At 40.2% G+C, this 18,180-nt stretch carries 21 protein-coding genes; 2 read left to right on the top strand and 19 right to left on the bottom strand.

Annotated features, from left to right (window positions below; translation table 11 throughout):
* Positions 1–33 precede the first annotated feature (33 nt).
* Complete coding sequence (locus tag NSS75_RS08005) at positions 34–999, top strand: sporulation protein (protein ID WP_216394613.1); 966 nt, start codon at positions 34–36, stop codon at positions 997–999.
* A 41-nt stretch (positions 1,000–1,040) separates the two neighbouring features.
* Here the strand turns inward: NSS75_RS08005 and rok are convergent, their stop codons facing one another.
* The 3 genes from rok to ahpA all read right to left on the bottom strand — a co-directional run bounded on the left by rok (position 1,041) and on the right by ahpA (position 3,150).
* Positions 1,041–1,616, bottom strand: coding sequence for a transcriptional regulator Rok (rok, locus tag NSS75_RS08000; RefSeq protein WP_024121230.1), 576 nt, complete (start codon positions 1,614–1,616; stop codon positions 1,041–1,043).
* Positions 1,617–2,067: 451 nt separating this feature from the next.
* The gene (ykuV, locus tag NSS75_RS07995; RefSeq protein ID WP_103671624.1) at positions 2,068–2,526 is read right to left on the bottom strand and encodes a thiol-disulfide oxidoreductase YkuV; all 459 of its coding nucleotides are present in this window, start codon (positions 2,524–2,526) and stop codon (positions 2,068–2,070) included.
* An 81-nt stretch (positions 2,527–2,607) separates the two neighbouring features.
* A complete protein-coding gene (ahpA, locus tag NSS75_RS07990; protein WP_010334066.1) occupies positions 2,608–3,150 on the bottom strand; it encodes a biofilm-specific peroxidase AhpA in 543 nt (180 codons plus the stop codon).
* Positions 3,151–3,394: 244 nt separating this feature from the next.
* Between ahpA and NSS75_RS07985 the strand changes: the two genes are divergently transcribed.
* Positions 3,395–4,198, top strand: a complete 804-nt coding sequence (locus NSS75_RS07985) for a mechanosensitive ion channel family protein (protein ID WP_024121228.1) — start codon at positions 3,395–3,397, stop codon at positions 4,196–4,198.
* Positions 4,199–4,232: 34 nt separating this feature from the next.
* Here the strand turns inward: NSS75_RS07985 and NSS75_RS07980 are convergent, their stop codons facing one another.
* The 16 genes from NSS75_RS07980 to fadH all read right to left on the bottom strand — a co-directional run bounded on the left by NSS75_RS07980 (position 4,233) and on the right by fadH (position 18,063).
* Positions 4,233–4,478, bottom strand: coding sequence for a YkuS family protein (locus NSS75_RS07980; RefSeq protein ID WP_010334064.1), 246 nt, complete (start codon positions 4,476–4,478; stop codon positions 4,233–4,235).
* A gap of 60 nt (positions 4,479–4,538) precedes the next feature.
* Positions 4,539–5,663, bottom strand: coding sequence for an N-acetyldiaminopimelate deacetylase (locus tag NSS75_RS07975; RefSeq protein WP_185848005.1), 1,125 nt, complete (start codon positions 5,661–5,663; stop codon positions 4,539–4,541).
* 70 nt (positions 5,664–5,733) lie between these two features.
* A complete protein-coding gene (gene dapD / locus NSS75_RS07970) occupies positions 5,734–6,444 on the bottom strand; it encodes a 2,3,4,5-tetrahydropyridine-2,6-dicarboxylate N-acetyltransferase (RefSeq protein ID WP_024121226.1) in 711 nt (236 codons plus the stop codon).
* A gap of 105 nt (positions 6,445–6,549) precedes the next feature.
* Complete coding sequence (locus tag NSS75_RS07965; RefSeq protein ID WP_024121225.1) at positions 6,550–7,005, bottom strand: flavodoxin; 456 nt, start codon at positions 7,003–7,005, stop codon at positions 6,550–6,552.
* A gap of 15 nt (positions 7,006–7,020) precedes the next feature.
* Entirely contained in the window at positions 7,021–7,914 is an 894-nt protein-coding gene (locus NSS75_RS07960; RefSeq protein ID WP_213418584.1) for a sialidase family protein, read from the bottom strand.
* Positions 7,904–8,380: a flavodoxin gene (locus NSS75_RS07955; protein ID WP_213418583.1), complete on the bottom strand. Its 477-nt coding sequence runs from the start codon at positions 8,378–8,380 to the stop codon at positions 7,904–7,906. Before NSS75_RS07955 ends, NSS75_RS07960 begins: the two co-directional genes overlap by 11 nt.
* 115 nt (positions 8,381–8,495) lie before the next feature.
* Positions 8,496–9,377 (bottom strand): transcriptional regulator CcpC, encoded by an 882-nt coding sequence (gene ccpC / locus NSS75_RS07950; RefSeq protein ID WP_095714699.1) that lies wholly within the window; start codon positions 9,375–9,377, stop codon positions 8,496–8,498.
* A gap of 146 nt (positions 9,378–9,523) precedes the next feature.
* Complete coding sequence (gene cbpB / locus NSS75_RS07945; RefSeq protein ID WP_024121221.1) at positions 9,524–9,967, bottom strand: cyclic-di-AMP-binding protein CbpB; 444 nt, start codon at positions 9,965–9,967, stop codon at positions 9,524–9,526.
* A gap of 138 nt (positions 9,968–10,105) precedes the next feature.
* Positions 10,106–10,297 (bottom strand): AbrB antirepressor AbbA, encoded by a 192-nt coding sequence (gene abbA, locus NSS75_RS07940; RefSeq protein WP_003218673.1) that lies wholly within the window; start codon positions 10,295–10,297, stop codon positions 10,106–10,108.
* 139 nt (positions 10,298–10,436) lie between these two features.
* Positions 10,437–10,955: a ribonuclease H-like YkuK family protein gene (locus NSS75_RS07935; protein WP_024121220.1), complete on the bottom strand. Its 519-nt coding sequence runs from the start codon at positions 10,953–10,955 to the stop codon at positions 10,437–10,439.
* A gap of 109 nt (positions 10,956–11,064) precedes the next feature.
* Entirely contained in the window at positions 11,065–11,304 is a 240-nt protein-coding gene (locus NSS75_RS07930; RefSeq protein ID WP_003218671.1) for a DUF1797 family protein, read from the bottom strand.
* A 190-nt stretch (positions 11,305–11,494) separates the two neighbouring features.
* Positions 11,495–12,403 (bottom strand): manganese catalase family protein, encoded by a 909-nt coding sequence (locus tag NSS75_RS07925; protein WP_103671621.1) that lies wholly within the window; start codon positions 12,401–12,403, stop codon positions 11,495–11,497.
* 247 nt (positions 12,404–12,650) lie between these two features.
* Positions 12,651–13,874 (bottom strand): EAL-associated domain-containing protein, encoded by a 1,224-nt coding sequence (locus NSS75_RS07920; RefSeq protein ID WP_268498099.1) that lies wholly within the window; start codon positions 13,872–13,874, stop codon positions 12,651–12,653.
* A gap of 152 nt (positions 13,875–14,026) precedes the next feature.
* Positions 14,027–14,575 carry a hypothetical protein gene (locus NSS75_RS07915; RefSeq protein WP_024121217.1) on the bottom strand — a complete coding sequence of 183 codons (549 nt, stop codon included), beginning with the start codon at positions 14,573–14,575 and terminating at the stop codon, positions 14,027–14,029.
* A gap of 95 nt (positions 14,576–14,670) precedes the next feature.
* Positions 14,671–16,986, bottom strand: coding sequence for a glycoside hydrolase domain-containing protein (locus NSS75_RS07910; RefSeq protein WP_339236875.1), 2,316 nt, complete (start codon positions 16,984–16,986; stop codon positions 14,671–14,673).
* Positions 16,987–17,298: 312 nt separating this feature from the next.
* The gene (fadH, locus tag NSS75_RS07905) at positions 17,299–18,063 is read right to left on the bottom strand and encodes a 2,4-dienoyl-CoA reductase (RefSeq protein WP_213418582.1); all 765 of its coding nucleotides are present in this window, start codon (positions 18,061–18,063) and stop codon (positions 17,299–17,301) included.
* Positions 18,064–18,180: the final 117 nt, after the last annotated feature.

The raw sequence follows: 18,180 nt of genomic DNA, 5'->3' as shown, positions 1-18,180 counted from the left end.
TGTAATGTTAACATCATGAGGGAGATGGTTCGATTGAAAAGAACAGGTCCTTTTTTCCATGACGTGTCACAGGAGAACCTTTATTTAAAATCAGAGCTGTCAAGGTGCCGTAAACTAATTTCCGAGCTTGAGGCAAGCTACTTCCATCAGAAAAATAACAAACTGCTCAAAGAAAATACCAATATGAAAGAAAAACTTCTGCAGCTGTCCGCTGAGCTAAAGCAAATGTCAATGAAAGAACAACACGCCTCCTATACGAGCCATACACTGCATCAAATGAGAGCCGAACTGCTCGATAAAATCGTCACCTTGCAGGAGCTTCTTTCCGCAGAAACCTACAAACGCAAAACCGAAATCGAAGAAAAACATAAGCTTCATATCGAAAAAATCAAAATTGAGGAAGAAAATAAAAATTTGCATAAACAAATTATTCATCTTAATACCTCTATCCAGCGGGAACAGAACGAATTGTTTCAAGCCAAGCAGCAAGCTGAAACGATAAAAGCCGAAAACGGACGCTTGAAAGAGCAAATGATAGAAAAAGAATACCAGCTAAAACATATCAAAATAGAAATAGATCATATGAAAGACCGAATCATAGAAACGAAAGAAAGGCTGCTTGAAATAGAAAAAACGAAAGAAAAACTATTTCAAGAAACTATTATTTCGTACAAACGGCAGCTTGATGAAAGTGATGCCTGGATTGCTTCTCATTTTGCCGATATTGATGGCGGTGCGAAACAGAAAGAAAAAACGGCAGAAGAAGCTCAAACCGTTTACGCACCGTCAAGTCATGTAGAGACCATCCTTGAAGATGTCACAAAACAAGTAAATGAGCTTCAAAAACAGCTGACCAGAGCCCAATCATCTGACCAGCTTATCAATCATAAAATTGAAGAGCTGAAGAGCCGTGCCGCCGAAGAAAAACCTTATCAAAAATGGGTGTATAAGCTTAATCTTGAAAAAGAAAACAAACCTTCACCGAAAAAAACCCAATAATAAAAAAACTGCTTGAGCTCCCAAGCAGTTTTTCTGTGTGCTTATTCTGTTGCTGATTCAGCTGATTCGATGTCACCCTCTAAAATGTACTGGCCGCGATACGGTTTTTTCACTTCCGGATACATTTTAATTAAACTTTGCATAAACGTTGTCATATTAGGGATTTCAAGACCGCTTTCCTTTTCAATCTCTTTTTGAAGTTCGGAGCTCTTAATTGCCGCGTTGTGGCGTTTTAATGTTTTAATAGCCGCTTCACGCAGTTTAGCTGCTTTAGATCCCGGTCTTGCCGTTCCTCTTCTTCTTCTAGTCGCTCCATCTGGTATACCGGCAGGAAGAGAGGAAATAGATTGAAGCTGAGGCTGGGCGGACTGCTGCTGTGATGGCGGCTGATAGCTTCTGATTTCCTGAGCTGCAAGCTCGGCGAGAACTGGCAGAGAGTCAGTTTTTCTTTCAGAACGGAACTCCTTTTTCGTTTCGGAAGTGCTTCCATTTCTGTCCAGCTCTCTTAATTTTGCGTATATTTTATCGCGTTCAATTTGATATTCACGAATGACTTTTACTTCAGCTTCATTTAATTGTTCTAATCGCAAGCGCAAAGCTTCTCTTTCATTAAACATTCCTCAATGTACCCCCTATCAGAATTAACATCTTTAATTAAGATATTAGATTACAAAAGTAATTTTATCAACTATTATTTTAGCATTTTACTATTATATTTACTCTATGAAAAATTCCTTATTTTCTGAAAATGTTTTATTTTTTAACAGACCTCTTTATTCACAAGGGTTCAAGAGCTTATGTCAGTCATTTGGAATAAAGTTGAAAATATATCTTTTAATTACTTCTTTAATGAAATTTAGTGTAATATCTACAATTTTCGCGTGCAGGGATATGAAAAATATCTAAATATGCAGAAAAACATAAGAAATTAGGTCTCGTTTTTAGAAGATAAATCATTAAAAAGCGTTTTTCTTATACCCAAATATGGAAAAATAAGCTTCTTACTCTTTTCCTTTTTTGCGCAAATAAAAAAACCTGATTAGGATCAGGTTTTTAATTTGCGCAAAATTATTCAGCTTCTTGTTCTGTTTCAGCCAGAACGCGGTTCACACGTTTTTCAAGCATTTTCATGCCGCTGCCGCCGGCTTGAAAATGACGAAGCTGTCCGGTTTTATCAAACACATAGTACGCAGGCACATACTCGTTTTCAAATGCGTCGGTTAAGGTATGGTCGCTGTCAACAAAAATAGGCTGAGTAATGTCATGTTCAGCAGCTACTTCTTTGATTTTGTCGAGATCCAGGTCATCTTCGGAACGAGGCATATGAACAGCTACAACGTTCAGCTTGTCTTGATATTTGTCACGGAATTCATTCACCTGCGGCATTGCTTCTTTGCACAGGTGGCAGCTGATGGACCAGAAATGAATAAGTGTCGGTTTTTCTCCAATCAGTTGTTCTTTTGTTACTTCACCATTGAACCAAGCTTTTTCTCCTGTCAATTCAGGCATTGGCTGACGTAATTTCATCGCTTTTCCCTCCTAGTGAGCAGTAAGAGTCAAAAAGGCCTAACGAATTGTTAGACCTTTTTCTTTCGTTCTCAAAAAGAATTAAAGTGTTTTTTGACCTGGTTTCCAGTTAGCCGGGCATAGTCCGCCTGTTTGAAGTGCTTGAAGTACTCGAAGCGTTTCATCAACGTCACGGCCGATGTTGTTATGGAAAACCGTTTGATATTGTAGCTCGCCTTCAGGATTGATAATAAACAATCCGCGAAGTGCAACGCCTTCTTCTTCAATTAAAACGCCATATTCACGGGATACTTCATGGTTAGTATCAGCAGCAAGCGGATATTTCAGCTGACCAAGACCATTTTCTTTGCGGTCTGTGTTGATCCACGCCAAGTGAGTATGGATTGTATCAGTTGAAACGCCGATCACTTCAGCATCAAGATCTTCGAATTCGTCATAACGGTCAGACATCGCTGTAATTTCTGTCGGACAGACAAAAGTAAAGTCCATTGGATAGAAGAAAAGAACCGTCCATTTATCGTTTTTCATGTTTTCTTCAAGACTTACTTTGCCAAATTCCTTATTTGCAAGGACTGCTTCCATTTCAAAACGAGGAGCTTGTTTACCTACCATACGTTCTGCCATATGTATCCCTCCAATTGATAGTTTGGCTTTAAAAGCCAGATGAACAAGAAAATAAAGGAAAATATTCCTTATTTCGTCAATAACCTCACAATGACTATTATATCGAACCGCATTTTCCCAGTCAATTTTTAACAAAGAATACATGTCTTTGCCTTCGACATTTTACGGTAAAAAGTTTAACATGTTCATGTATAGGGAAACAAACTTTAACATGCTGCAACACATTCAGAAAGGAAGCTCCAACATGGATTTTATTACACAGTATGATTGGACAGGTCTTGTCACCAGTGCGGGTGTTTTACTCATTAAGCTCGTCATTATGATTTGCTTATATTTTATCGTTCGATCTGTAGGCATGAGAATTATTAAACATCTATTTGCAAAATTTGAAGCCCAAAACAGCCTGTCTATCGGACGCGCTCACACGCTCCGAAGCCTGACACTTAACGTATTTGCTTACATATTGATTTTTATTTTTTTCGTTATGGTTCTGGATTTGTTTCATTACGACCCGAGCGCTCTTTTAGCAGGTGCGGGAATCGTAGGTCTGGCGGTCGGTTTTGGCGCCCAAGGCCTTGTCAGCGACATCGTGACAGGTTTTTTTATTCTGCTTGAAAAACAATTGGATGTCGGAGATTATATAACCGTTGCGACCTTTGACGGAATTGTGGAGCAGGTCGGTTTAAGAACGACCCAAATCCGCAGCTTTGACGGCACACTGCATTACATTCCGAACCGGAACATCACAAATGTAAGCAACCATTCCCGCGGCACGATGCAGGCGCTGGTTGATATTAAAGTCCCGGCTGAAAGAAACCTCGATGAAACCATTCATATCTTACAACATGTATGTGACGAAACGGCAGCTGCTCTTCCGCAAATAAAAGAGGGTCCTAATGTCATTGGCATTCAAGAGCTGGGAACCTCTGAAATTGTGATCAGAGTCATTGCCAAAACAGAAAATATGGAACAGTGGCGGGTCGAACGAGTGCTGAGAAAAGAAATAAAAACCGCACTCGACCGCGCTTTTCCTAAAGAAACAGAATAACAAAAGAACCGAAGCTTTTGCTTCGGTTTTCACTTTACTGAATTCTGCTTTCAACTTCGCTGCAAATTTCTTCAGCAGTCATCCCGGAAGCTGTAATGACCGGTGCTTGTGTTACTGTATCGGCAATACCTTGCACATTGTTGTCTAGCCCTGTTACGACACAGCAGTCACAGCCTTTTGCATCTGCAGGACTTTTCATCATGACAACGTCATATCCTTTTTCTCTTAATGCAGCTTCTACATCTGATAACGACTGTTCAATTCCTATTTTTTTTGTCATAAAGAACACCTCCGTTAAATAGGGTGCTCATCATATGGCATTTTATTCTTTCCATTGTACTTAATTGGCATAAACAGAAAAATAACCTGTCATCACGTTAACCGCTGTTTCGATCGCATTTTCATCAGGATTCAGCTTCGCGTGATGGAGTCCGTGCGCGGAATCAGCGCCGAGCCAGAACATGAAACCCGGGTACTTTTTCAGCATGTAGCCAAAATCCTCTCCTGTCATCGCTTCTTTTGCTTCGATTACTTGTGCCAATTTTTGCTCAGCAACAAAAGACATAAACTCCTCTGTGAGCCCGCTTGTATTGTAAACTTGGTGATACACAGACGGATACGTCACTTTTCCTTTACAGCGGAAGCCGATTTCGATTCCCTTTACTAAATCTTCGATCCGTTCCTTTACCTGCTTCATGGATTCTTCAGAAAGCGTGCGGATTGTGCCTTCCAGGTGAGCTGTTTGCGCAATGATATTTTGCGCGGAGCCGCCCGTAATCGTACCGATAGTAATCACAGCGCTGTCCAGCGGGTCTGTGTTTCTGGAGATGATCGTTTGCAATTGAGTAACGAGTGTGCTTGCCGCTACAACCATATCCTCAGCTAAGTGCGGATAAGCGGCATGCCCCCCTTTGCCTTCCAGGTCAATGACAAGCTCTGATGTATTCGCAAAAAGCAAACCGCTTTTTGTCGCAATGGTGCCGACCGGAAGCTCTGGAGCAATATGAAGCGCAGTGATGAGATCGGGCTGCCACTTTTTTAAGACGTCGCTCTCAAGCATCGGTTCCGCTCCGCCTGGCCCTTCCTCTGCCGGCTGAAATAAAAAGAGCAGATCATGCTTAACAGGGTGATGAACAAAGTGGTCGATGATGCCCAGCGCAACCGTCATATGCAAATCATGTCCGCAGGCGTGCATGTTGCCGTGATGCTCTGATGCGAATGGCAGCCCTGTCTGCTCTTCGATTGAAAGCGCGTCAATGTCCGCTCGGTATCCGAGCATTTTGTCCGGCGCTGTTCCGTTCACTTTCACAAAAAGTCCGGTTCTCCATTTCTCAATTTCAATTCTGTCTTTCGGATATTGCTCCAAGACGTTTAATAAATATTGCTGTGTTTTGAATTCCTGAAATCCAAGCTCGGGAATACGGTGCAGATCTCTGCGAATTGCAATGAGCTCCTCTTTCTTCATTTTCATTTCCTCCTGCCTATACGAATAAGGCGTGGATATATCATCCACGCCTTTTTGATCAAATCATTCCTTACAGCTGGCGTAATTCCTGCTTGATTTCGGTTTTGCCTTTTGTTTTCTCATCGATATCTTTAATTTTCTTAGCAGGTGTTCCCGCAACAACTGTGTATGGCTCAACATCGTTCACTACGATCGCTCCCGCAGCGACAACAGCTCCTTTACCGACTGTTACACCTTCGAGTACGACAGCATTTGCACCGATCACAACGTCGTCTTCAATGACAACCGGTTTAGCGGATGGCGGCTCAATAACGCCCGCAAGCACAGAACCCGCACCGATGTGACAGTTTTTACCGACAGTAGCTCGTCCGCCAAGAACAACGTTCATATCGATCATTGTACCTTCTCCGATAACTGATCCGATATTGATAGAAGCCCCCATCATGATGACTGCGTTATCGCCGATTTCAACTTGGTCGCGGATGATCGCACCCGGCTCGATGCGCGCTTTGACATCTTTAAGATCAAGCATAGGAATCGCAGAGTTGCGGCGGTCATTTTCTACCACGTAATCTTCGATTTTGCTTTGGTTTTCTTCAATTGCTGTTTTGATTTCGCTCCATTCACCGAAAACAACACCAGTGTTTCCGTTTAGAAAAGCTTTCGCAGATTCACCGAAATTGATTCCTTCCAGCTCACCTTTTACATAAACCTTTACAGGTGTAGATTTTGTGCTATTTTGAATAAATGAAATAATTTCATTTGCGTCCATCATTTTCATATGTATAGTCCTCCTCCTGATTTTCTACCTCATTACTGTATCAAAGGAAAGATACAAAGACAAGAAAAAAAGGAAACACCCGCTCGGCAGTTCCCTTTGCATCTATCAGACAGCACAGCCGCTTTTTCTGGCAAATTGTCTGCCGAATTCCTTTAATACTTCTTCTTCTTCCCCTTCAGGATTCATTTCAACCTTTACGGAAGGAAGCACAATTTCGCCGCCTCGTTCTTTTATTTTCTCTTCAAGCGTATCTACAGCACCGCAGAAATATTCATATGCTGTATCACCGGAACCGAAAACGGCGCATGTTTTTCCGGTAAAGTCAAGGGCTTCCATTTCTTCGGCAAGGTCAAGAAATTCGTCAGGCAGATCACCGTCTCCCCATGTATAGGTTCCTAAGATGATATGTTCATAATCATTAAACAGCTCGGCATCATCAATGTCCATCGCTTCAAATCGATCTACTTCCGCTTCCGCCTCCTGAAGACCCTTTTCAATCAAATCAGCCATGGCTTCTGTGTTGCCTGACATCGTTGCGTAAACCAGCAAAATCTTCCCCAATTCCGTATTCCTCCTCTAATGAATCATTGCTGAAACTTCGTACGGCTGGACAAATTTACATTCATACAAGCCTGCACAAAAGAAATTTTCTTTTTGATTGGCGACTCTCCATCCATGACCTTTAATAGTATCGAACCATTTTAGCTCTCGGGCCTCAAGATCAGCCTGATAAATCCTCGAATAGCCATTTTCATCTTGAGCCGTTGTGACATAAATAATGCCATCATCCTCTGAAATATCAAGAAACGATTCTTCTTTTTTGATCATGCTGGAATGTATCGTGACTTCTTCAGCCGTTAAAATATGTTGTGCAGTGACGGCTCCGCGCTTTCCTTTTGCAGAGCCCATTGCAGCAACCAGCCATTTTTCATCGAACATAAGCATGGATGCCGTCATACGGCTGTCTTCTTTTTTTACCATTCGGACAGCGCCTTGTTTGAAATCGTAAGCCCAAATCCCTCCGAAACATTCGTGTATTTGTGTACCAATATAAAGATTCCCGCCATGCAGACACAGTGAACGGATAACAGGCGGATGTTCAAATTCCGCAAAGGGTTTGGCAACCCGCCACGAAATACCGAAGTCTTCTGATACATAAATGCAGTGCTTGCCATGGGCGCAAACAAATCCATCATTCCTGCCGGTAATCGACCACACTGTCGCATTTGTCGGGAAGCTCGACATCGTCCAGCTTTTCCCTTCGTCAGATGAACGAATGATCGTTCCCTTTTCACCGACACCGAATAAGTAAGGGCCGATGTAACTTATGCAGTGTATTTTCGCTTTTAAACGAAAAAGCTTTTTCCAGCCTTGTTCCAAAGAATAATGAAAAATGCCTTCTCTTTTCACAGCCACAAAATAGCCAGAAAACGCCGATGCCGCAACAGCTGTCGCCCCTTTATGAAACATGGCTTTTTCCCTTGTTCACAAAGTCTGCCCATGCAAGAAAACCTCTTGCAAATTCTCTGCAGCTTTCCACGTCATCATCCGCTTCAGGGGCAAGCTCAATTTTAAGTGTTTCTTGATAGACAGCAGCTCCCGCCTCTTGCAGCATGTCACTGAACAAATTGACAGCCTCGCAAAACTTTGGATAAGAGTAATCCCCCGAGCCGAAGCAAGCTGTTTTCAAACCGTTCAGCTGGAGCTGTTGAACCTCTTCGAAAAAGTCCTCTGCTTCGTAAGGCAAATCGCCATCTCCCCATGTGTAGGTGCCAATGAGCACATAATCATAAGAAGTCAGAGCCGATGCTTCCGCGTCATCCATATCGATGCAATCAATGTCTAAACCATATTCCTGCAGTGTATCTTTTATAATTCCGGCAATGTCTTCGGTATTTCCTGACATGCTGGCATATGTAATCAAGGCTTTTGCCATGTTATCACCTCATAATTGATAATGATTTTCAATATCATATGTATCACTTTAAATGATAATGATTTTCATTGTCAATATATAAATAAAAAAAGACAGCCTTTTGCTGTCTTTTCTCTTAAAATGGGTGCTCTTGATCAAGCATCTCCTTTACAACTGAAACAAAAGCTTGAACTTGCTTCAGTTCAAAAGCAGGTTCATAGCCTAATAACCAGGTATCCCGCCCGATAGGGTTTCCTTTAGCGTCTAACAGAGGCATTTTATTGACTTTGTCTTCGTTCTGAAGGGTAACAGACGGCAAAATCGCATATCCGATCCCGTGCAGCGCCATCTGTTTGCACGTTTCAATCTGATCAACCAATATAGTCTGTTTTGGCGACGTTTTAAATTTTTGATGCCACCAATGCTGAATCTCTTGAAAATAAGTGCTGTCGCTTTTAAATTGGATAAACGGCCGTTCTGTATGAGCAATATCTTCTATACAAGAGATTTCAGTGTCGACTAAATACAGATGGTCTGTCATTAAATAGTCTTTGCGGCCTTTCCACTCGGGGTTTCCTCTAATAATGCCAATATGAACCTGATCTTCATAAAGGCTTTTCAGCATTTCGCTGCTCCAGCCGGTAATGAGCGAGACCTTTGCATTCGGATACTTTTCCACATACGTTTTTAGAACTTTTGGAAGCCAATGCTGGCCGATGATGGAGGCGACGGCAAGCTTCAGTGTGCCGTGAATTTCCCCTTCGAGCTCATCGATATTTTCTCTAATTCTGTCCTGCTCTAACGTAACGTCATTCGCAAACTGAATGATTTTCTCTCCGGCCGGCGTTACTGTCAATCCTTTTTGGGATCTTAAAAATATCTTTGTCCCCCACGCCTTTTCAATGGTTTGTAAACGCTGAGATAAAGCCGGCTGGGATACAAAAAGCCGTTCCGCCGCCTTTCTCATATTTAACTCCTCAGCTAAAACTACGAGCATATGAAGCTCTTGAAGCTGCATGTCGTCCTCCTTTTTATTATCAATAAGTTTTTCTTATCTTCTATTCTAATAAAATCTTAGTTTATGATTCAAGTCCTTTTCACCCCAATTTATGTATGCGCTTTCTTTATTGCTCTGCAAATAGAATAAAAAATAGGCTGAGCAGCCTACTTGTTTAATGAGCGAATATGCTTATTCAATTCCTTCAAAACCACTCTTCTTGTGAAAATCCCCTCAAAGACCTGATCATCATTTTCAACGCAAACAAACCCGTTATCAATGACCATGCTGAACCCTTTGATAATCGGATCATTTATATGAAGACGCGGAATATCAGTCAGCATAACTTCCTCAACGGTAATTTGGTCAAGCTTTTCAAATTCAATTCTTTCAAGACCAAAAATGCTGTTCATGATCATATTGGTTCCTATTAAGCCGTGTAAACGATATGACGCATCCAGCACCGGGATGGCTGTGTACCCTGTTTTTGTCAGCACTAATAAAGCGTGCTCCAGGTTGTTCCCAACTTGAACGTGCGCTACTTTGTCCGCCTCAATCATAAATTGTCCGACTGTTGCCTCAAGAAGCTGATCTGATTGCAAGCTTATCATGTTTTCGACCCCTTTTCATTTTCATCAACACATACATTCCCTATACTACAATAATATAAACTTTATCAGTATTTGTCGAAAAGTTTCCCTCAATAAAAAAGATACTCTTTGGAGGAGTATCAATTATAAGGTGTGCCATTAATTTTCAAATCGAAATCGGTCGTATAGCGTTACAAGTTTTTTGTAGGTGGTTCCGTCAACGTTTTTGGTTCCTGTCTCTATATCGTTGATCTCACTGCTTAAAAGCTCGATAGCATACTCATGATTGATCAGGATATTCAGCAGAAGTTTTTGTTCTTCTTCTGTAAATCGTTCACCGATAAGACTCATTCGTAATCAGGCCCCCTGTTTTATACTGAATACCTCTGAAAGCAAGAAAACTTACTTTCAGCTCTACCGCTAGAATAAGTAATCAGAAAACAATCGTCAACCGCATAATTCGACATTTCCCTCGGCTTGCGAGCCGGAATTATTTTGTGAAACGATTTGCATAGCTGAAGGCTGTGTATGAATCCGGTTTGATTTTAGCCTCAATCCCCATTGAAGTAATGCGCCCTGTCATTTCTTGAATCAGTTCTTTTGTAAGCCCTTTTTTCCCAATATCCAAGTGAACCTCAAATGTAAGATCCGCCCCTTCGCCTGTAAAAGGCAGGAGCAGATCGGTAATATCCATCAAGTGTCCATCCAGAATATAGGCGGCTGTTTCTTGACTGTACGCCGTTTCTAACGAAATCTTTTCACGAAGGCTATGTATGGGTCTGTCGACTGCGTGGTTTTTCAAGCAGCCCCAAGCTCCCTTGCCTGTACGATGCAAATGTAATGCAGTAATAAACTTTGTGTAATCACGATAAACCTGTGAATCGGTTCCGATCGATAACACATATGAAGAACGGGGATCCCTTCGAATAAAGGCTTTAAGCCGCTCCATCACATCTTGAAAGGTCATCTGTGCTTCTGAAAGATTATAAAACAGAAAAGAATCGGCCATGACGACACTCCTTTTCAAGGATTTACAACCATGAAACAAGTATGTTCCTTACCGTTTATTTCGATTACATGCTGCAAAGCGAAAGCTTGTTTCCCCTATATCAAGAGTCTTACTGCAGAAGTTCAAAGATTTCGATTGAAACCATGTCGATATTATCAAACGGATATGTGTTCGGCTTTTCACCTTTTTGGAAAACCGTCAGTTCAAACGTTTGATTTTTTTCGAAATATTTAACACTGCATATTTTCTCACCATTTACTTCGAAGTAGCGCTGCATTGGCTCGTTAGCCGCTTCCGCCGTTTCTTGCAGACTTTGCAGCCGTGTGATGATACCCATTAATTGTGACATTCTAAAAAAAGACTCCTTTCAAAAAACAACTTCAAATCAACAAGTATTTATTATAATACAAGTTCTATTGAGCATCATACCATAAAGTCGGACAGGATGGCATTTTCCCTGCTGAATTTAAGAAAAGAAAAAAAGTGAAAAAACTATTTTTACGTAGTTTGAGGCTTTTTTTGGAATGTCATACACACAATTAAGATTTTTTTGATATTCCGGCAGAATCCAACAGCCTTTTTGCAATTTCGTCAAAATCCTCTTTTGAAATCCCGGGAGCAAATTCCTCCGGCACTTCTCTGAAATCAGGAACGGGCGCTCCCTTAGGGCTCCCCTCAATGACATGAAGCTCACTGCCGTCTATCGGATGCTCACCTTTCCAGATTTTATTGATATCCTTGTAATCCGTATCACTGAATGTATACAGCTTCGTATGAATTCCCTGCTCTTCGAATTTTCTGGCTGTATCAAAATGTTTATTATCAAGATTCGGGATCGGAAGCATTTTGCCGATATTTACGCCAGTCGCAATCTCAAGCGCTTTGGCATACGCCACGATATGAACGCCGCCGCGCACGAGCAAATAACCGATCATTTCTCTGGCCACCGGATGATCAGTCATTTCATACACTCTCATTTTGTGAGTTCGGGCGCCGCATTCCAGGAAAAAGTTATGGAGCAAATCCAGCACCAGGTTTCCGCTGTTAAACACATTTTCACCGGTCCAGGCTTTCCCCATAGAATCAAACGGATAAGACGTTTGAGCCGTTTCAATAAAATGCTGGGAATTTCGTTTATTTTTTGCATCTCTCATCGGTGTAACGTCGGGATCACCTTTAAATGTCGAACCTGTCAGCATTAAGGATATCGTATTAGACACAAGCTCAACATGGCCGAATTCTTCAGCGGTAATGCTTGATACGAGATCGTAAAACGGTTTTAATTTTTTCTTGCTGCGAAAGTTAAAGGACTGGAACATATAATTATTGAGAGTGGACATTTCACCAAATTTGCCGCCTAACAGCTCTTGAACCGCCGCTGCCGCATTTGGGTCAGGATGCTCTGGGGTTGGAAGGTCAATAAGCAGTCTGTTGCTCCTTTTGAACATGTTTTTACCTCCTAGTGCCGTTGTTTACCACTAATAAGGTTTATTGTTTCTATGGATTGTCTTATTCGTTGACAAATAAAAAACTTGGCGGGGGTAGCGCCAAGCTTTTCGGATCTTGATCTGATAGAGGGGTTGGGGAACAGAGAGTAGCTTCTCTCTATAATTAAATGATAATGATTATCAGTATCAATGTCAATCGTTTTTTGATATTTTTTTCAATTCATAAAAAAAACGGCTCTTCAGCCGTTTAAATCAATCCATCCTGCTCATATAAATAAGAATACGGCAGGTCTATAAATAAATATATTTGATTATCCATCGGATATGAAAACGTTCTGATCATTTCGCCTGTTTCCAAATCGCTGTACAAATCACTGAAAAACCCTTTTCTGAGGTTTCTCATTCTCATGATGTTCTCCAGAAAATAAGGACGCCAGCTCCAGTTCTTCTCCGTATACTCCGGCTGATAAATCCATTCTCCGTCTTGTTTAAAAACATTTCCAGTCAGCTGATCGCCTTCTCCATCACAGATATAAATTCTAAAGCTGCAATCCGTCAGCTCTTCCGCCAGCTTTTTAATAAAATCATCATCCGGGGACTGGCTGTTTTTCCGCAATGATGTAACAGCTTGGTGCACCCGTTTGTAAAACTGTTCAGAGTGCTCATAGACGGTTTCTAGTTTCTTTTTCTCATGAGTGATAAATTGGTGAAATTCAGTCTTAAGTCTTCGCTTCAATACATCTCTCTCTAAAAACGTTTCTGACGGGGACACCAAATAATAGCCCTGAAAATAGCGGCCGCCGTTTCTCCATGCGTATTGAAGCTGAAAATTCGCCTCAATATCTTCGTAAAGCAGCGCCGCACCGATTTTTCTTGCTAATAATGAAATGCTGTACAGCACATGCTCATAAGACGGAGATGGCTGTGAGATTTTCAGCGCCTGTAAATCGATTTTTAACAAATCTGGCGATAGCAGCGCAATTCTGTCCAGATTGCTGCTTTCTTTTCCGATATTATCAACTGCTATTTTGATTCCGTATGTACGATAGTAGGCAAGCATATGGTAAAGCTGCTCAATGTCCCCTTCAAAATTGTGTTCCGTAATTTCAAGCACGAAACGATGAAGTTCGATCCCTCTCGCTTCATATTCTTTCAGAAGCTCAAGAAAGCTTTCGCCGTGATCAAGCATTAAAAGATTGGCATCCTGATTCATAAAAATCAGCAGATCAGAATCCGCTTCTAAAAAGCGGTCAAGAGCCTGGCGGATAATTCTGTTATCAACCTCTAATTTATATTCTTCGGGTATCCCCGCATCTAAAAAAAAGGGTCCGAGACTTTGAATTTCTGAATCTGCCAATATACGTCCCAGCACCTCATATCCGACGATTTTCTGCTCCTCGGCACTGAAAATCGCCTGGTAATATGGGAGGACATCATCAATGTTCGTTAAAATATCAAGTGGATCCAACATGTTATCACCTGCTTCTCTATCTTTGTCTGATTATACGCACAATTATAACTACACCACAAATTTCAAAAAAATCATAGTATGGAAAAGAGGGTCGTATGGAGTATGTTAAAAGAAGAGGAAAATTTTTTTGAGATTATCAATCTACAGACTGGTTAATTAAGAATTTTATTCATTTGTTTCACAATAACCAAGACAAATACAAAAATAACAGCATTATAACTAGCAGCTGTCCAAAAGTAAAGATTCCAGTCAGTGCCTTTATACATCCAATCATCATCATGTTTCATATTATAGAAAGTTCCTTTTTTATCGTAAGTGCCAAATGTAAGAGTTGTTAAACCGGCGACACTCTTTGAAACGTCAACTCCATACATTGAACCGACATTGTCAGTATAGTTTATTTTCATATGCGTGTAATCAGATAAAACTTTTTCTACCCGCTTGGTTGGCAGAGACACATATAATACAGCTGACGTATCTCCTCCGGGCCCAGCCAAATACTCTCTAGCTTTAATAAATTTTGTTTCATCAGGAAAATCTATGTGGTATAGTTTTTCAAATCTTATTATTTCATTAGAAGTAAGATTTGTATTTTGATAATACTCTGGGGAAAAAGCACAAATAATAAAGTACCAAATATTAAAGATGATAACTAAACTGCTTAAAAATAATACAACTAACTTTTTTAACAATTTCTTCAATGAATCACTCCTTAATCTTTAAAAATTATATCATAAATTTGAATAGAAAATAAAACAAGCGAACGACCAGTTTTAACGTTCGCTTGTTTTGCAGTTTATTCAGATATCATTTTTTTCTCAATAACATCTCTAAATGCTTGTGCTGTTATTTTTCCAATCTCTTCACTATAATCCTCAACATCAAAAGCACGTTTAAAGGCTAACCTAATTGGAACAACAACTGGGTCAAGGTTTGTATTTAAATAATACTCTGCTTCAGAGAAAATTTTGTCTAACGAACCATCAAATCTATTATTTACAAATTGAGTGAACCTATTCATACAGTCATTATTACTATAATAATCTCTAATTGCGATATTTAGAGGTTGTGCATTAGCACCAACTGATGTTTTATTCGCTAGATTAATTGCATCTACATCACTAAATAAATCATCTAGGCTAAATTGATACATATTACCTATTATTTTCATAGCCGCATCATAAGGCGAATTAAATTCATGAGCGTGTAATTTCATGTCCTGTATTGTTGTTAATAGATCTCCAGTCCAACCAGCAAAATCTCGTAAAGTTTGAGAGTAACCACCACTATAAATAATGGCATTATAAGTTGCCATAAGATGCTGCGTTCCTATGACAGTTTTTGATATAGGATCAACAATTCCATTTACTAGGTCTTCCCCTAGCGCTTTATCTGCCCATTCACGATAAATAGGATCAATCTGGCCTGCGGTAGGGACCCACTTCCACCCTTTGTAGTCATCCTTTCTTAAATACTGGGCAACCAACTCATTAGCTAATTGTGTTTTTTCTACCCCATTATTTAAATCGCTTTGCATTTGAGCATATTTTTCAGCAGTTTCATATAAAACATCAATTTGATCAAAAAACTTCTTATTCTCTGAAGACACTATATTTATGGTATTAACTCCATTATCCAAACCTGAACAAATATCATTATCAATTTCAATCATTCCAGAACCATTTCCAACAGTAATTGTTGAAATTTGGTCAAACGCCCAATTGTAAGGCAAAGGATATCCTAAGTTTCCGCTAAAGCCAGTAGACATCCCACTTACAAAACTTGCAAATGCTAAACCTTTTTTAGAAACTATAGTACATACATTCCTAGGGGCATAAATACCAATTTTGTAAGTTGAACCCAAAAAACCGTTCATTATTTCATTTATACCTTCGAAGTGTGGAATAATATTGTTGTTTAAATCGTTACCATATGCATCATAATCTACTGCAAAGTATATTACAGTGTTATTTTTAAACCCGTATTCTTTTGCTGCTTTATAAGCAGCAAACGCATCTTTCTTTCCTTGTTCTTTATTAAAATAATTTGTTGCTCCCCCATAGGTTTGATAAATCGGAAAAACATTTAAACCTGATTTTAAGATTGTTTCTAATTCACCTGGTTGTATTTTTTTATTTAGTGTACTCCCCGGCGCATTTGTTAGATATCGCCCTACAATCTTATAACCTGCCCTCTTAAGGGACTCCGCCCTGTCCGATGTAATTTGAGTAATTGAGTCACAAGCAACTCCTTTTCGATTAGGGTCTCCAGTACTTACTAGAAGTGAAGCCCATGTTTGAAAGTCGGCAGTACCACTCTGTTGTAATTTTGCAAAAGACTGAAAAGCCTTTACTTTTGATCTTACAGATTCAGAGTATACTCCATCAAAAGGAACATTGTAGCCATTAAAGATTAGAGCAGCTTGAAATAAATGAATAAAACTGTTTTTTTCATCTGTTTCTCCAATTCTTAATACAGGAATCAATCTTTGAGTAGTTGGTCCAAAATTCCCATTAGCTATACTATCACTTAACCCTTCCTCGTACTGTATTGCATAAACAAGAGACTTTTGAGTATCCCTTGAATACAGGCCATCACAGGGCATAAAATAGAAATTCTCTCTATTGTTATATTTATTATTTAGCCATTGCTGTATTGAACGAACTTTCTCTGACGCCCCATTTAAAAGGATATAAGAGTCCATGTTTAATAAAGCTTTAAACACTTTAGGCGTTACTACACCGTCTGTTTTAGAAAGCCCCATATGCAATTGCATTTCTGCTATCGCGCCTTTCGTTCCCTGTCCAAATGTACCCGTTAATCCACCTGGACCATAACCTTTACAATATAGGGCACCTTGAACAATTTTCACAATATTTTTTTTTGAATTAGATGACATAGAAATTGGGCCTAACTCTCCAAGCTTTCTCAAAGTTGTAGGACCAAAGCTGTCGGAAGTCTGTATAATTCCCAATTCTAGTTGTAAGGCTCTAGTTAATGCATACATTGTTTCCCAGCCAGTTTTCCCATTTTCCTCAATGGGATTATAGCCACTTTTCCCCTTGTACGTTTCATTGAGCCATTCCTGAGTTAATAATACCATTTCGTCCATTATTTAACCTTCCTCCCATAATAATATAAACCTAATTAATTCATTCCTATAATTCCTCTTTTTAGTTAAAGAGGTAATTATATGAATGTTTTAATCTAAGTTCTTCATACTTCGCCTCCCCTTTTGAAATATAACTTTCATATATTAGGTGGCTTACGTATGACACCAATTCCTCTTAAACAATTAGAGCTTTATGTGTTATCTTAATAGGTTTAATTGGATAGGAAGAAGGTTAATTTTGGAGGTTAAACTTTTAAACATAAAAATTTCACTTAATAATTTCAATATTTACTGATAAATATTATTGTGAAATTAAAACGGATAAGGATTCAGCCATTGCCCCCCATCCAGAGTGACACATTCCCCATTCATATAGGACGCTTCATCAGAAAGCATAAACGCGGCCAAAGCGGCGATTTCCTCGGGTGTGCCAAGCCGGCCGAGCGGCACACTGTTCAGCGTACGGGCTTTCGCTTTTTCCGATTCAAATAGCTTCTCTGCACCGCCTGTTCGTTCAATTGGACCGGGTGCAATCGCGTTTGTGCGGATTCCGTATTGACTGCCCCACTCTACGGCAAGAGTTCTAGTGAGCGACAATACGCCAGCTTTTGCCGCAGCGGAATGAACAACCCCCGCTCCCGCTCCCCACGCATATGTGGCGGCCATATTTAGAATAACACCCCTCTGCTGATGCTCAATCCAGTGCCTGGCTGCGGCTTGGCTGCAAAAAAACGTACCATTTAATACAATCTCAATTACCGCTTTCCATCCATTGGGCGTGAGCTTTTCTGCCGGGCAAATAAAATTGCCGGCCGCATTATTAATAAGTGCATCAAGACGCCCAAACACATGTAACGCTTCTGCAACCATTTTTGCTGCCCCAGAATCAGAACGGACATCCATTTGAAAACAGGCAACTTGGCCCTCAAAGGTTTCAATTTCTTTTTTTGTTTCTTCAAGTGCTTCATGGTTCCGCCCTGTTATCATGACATTCCAGCCCAATTCGGCCTGTTTTTTTGCCATTGCTTTTCCCATGCCGCTTGACCCGCCGGTAATAATAACAACCTTTTTTTCCATTGTATGATCCCTCCTATTATGAATGAGTATTCATTCAATATTATTCTATCATTATATGCCAGCTGCTGTCAGCACATGCTGAGATGAGATTTTTTCAAGTTACAGGTGATATAATAG

Source organism: Bacillus sp. FSL K6-1012 (assembly GCF_037964915.1).
GTDB lineage: Bacteria > Bacillota > Bacilli > Bacillales > Bacillaceae > Bacillus > Bacillus halotolerans.
Note: the sequence above shows the minus strand (reverse complement) of the source record. Positions and strands in the feature narration are given on the sequence as shown.

Coding starts and splice junctions, on each gene's coding strand:
- rok (WP_024121230.1), bottom strand. CDS start 1,616: ATGTTTAATGAAAGAGAAGCTTTGCGCTTGCGATTAGAACAATTAAAT.
- ykuV (WP_103671624.1), bottom strand. CDS start 2,526: ATGAAATTACGTCAGCCAATGCCTGAATTGACAGGAGAAAAAGCTTGG.
- ahpA (WP_010334066.1), bottom strand. CDS start 3,150: ATGGCAGAACGTATGGTAGGTAAACAAGCTCCTCGTTTTGAAATGGAA.
- NSS75_RS07985 (WP_024121228.1), top strand. CDS start 3,395: ATGGATTTTATTACACAGTATGATTGGACAGGTCTTGTCACCAGTGCG.
- NSS75_RS07980 (WP_010334064.1), bottom strand. CDS start 4,478: ATGACAAAAAAAATAGGAATTGAACAGTCGTTATCAGATGTAGAAGCT.
- NSS75_RS07975 (WP_185848005.1), bottom strand. CDS start 5,663: ATGAAGAAAGAGGAGCTCATTGCAATTCGCAGAGATCTGCACCGTATT.
- dapD (WP_024121226.1), bottom strand. CDS start 6,444: ATGAAAATGATGGACGCAAATGAAATTATTTCATTTATTCAAAATAGC.
- NSS75_RS07960 (WP_213418584.1), bottom strand. CDS start 7,914: ATGTTTCATAAAGGGGCGACAGCTGTTGCGGCATCGGCGTTTTCTGGC.
- NSS75_RS07955 (WP_213418583.1), bottom strand. CDS start 8,380: ATGGCAAAAGCCTTGATTACATATGCCAGCATGTCAGGAAATACCGAA.
- ccpC (WP_095714699.1), bottom strand. CDS start 9,377: ATGCAGCTTCAAGAGCTTCATATGCTCGTAGTTTTAGCTGAGGAGTTA.
- cbpB (WP_024121221.1), bottom strand. CDS start 9,967: ATGATAAGCTTGCAATCAGATCAGCTTCTTGAGGCAACAGTCGGACAA.
- abbA (WP_003218673.1), bottom strand. CDS start 10,297: ATGAGTCTTATCGGTGAACGATTTACAGAAGAAGAACAAAAACTTCTG.
- NSS75_RS07935 (WP_024121220.1), bottom strand. CDS start 10,955: ATGGCCGATTCTTTTCTGTTTTATAATCTTTCAGAAGCACAGATGACC.
- NSS75_RS07930 (WP_003218671.1), bottom strand. CDS start 11,304: ATGTCACAATTAATGGGTATCATCACACGGCTGCAAAGTCTGCAAGAA.
- NSS75_RS07925 (WP_103671621.1), bottom strand. CDS start 12,403: ATGTTCAAAAGGAGCAACAGACTGCTTATTGACCTTCCAACCCCAGAG.
- NSS75_RS07920 (WP_268498099.1), bottom strand. CDS start 13,874: ATGTTGGATCCACTTGATATTTTAACGAACATTGATGATGTCCTCCCA.
- NSS75_RS07910 (WP_339236875.1), bottom strand. CDS start 16,986: ATGGACGAAATGGTATTATTAACTCAGGAATGGCTCAATGAAACGTAC.
- fadH (WP_213418582.1), bottom strand. CDS start 18,063: ATGGAAAAAAAGGTTGTTATTATTACCGGCGGGTCAAGCGGCATGGGA.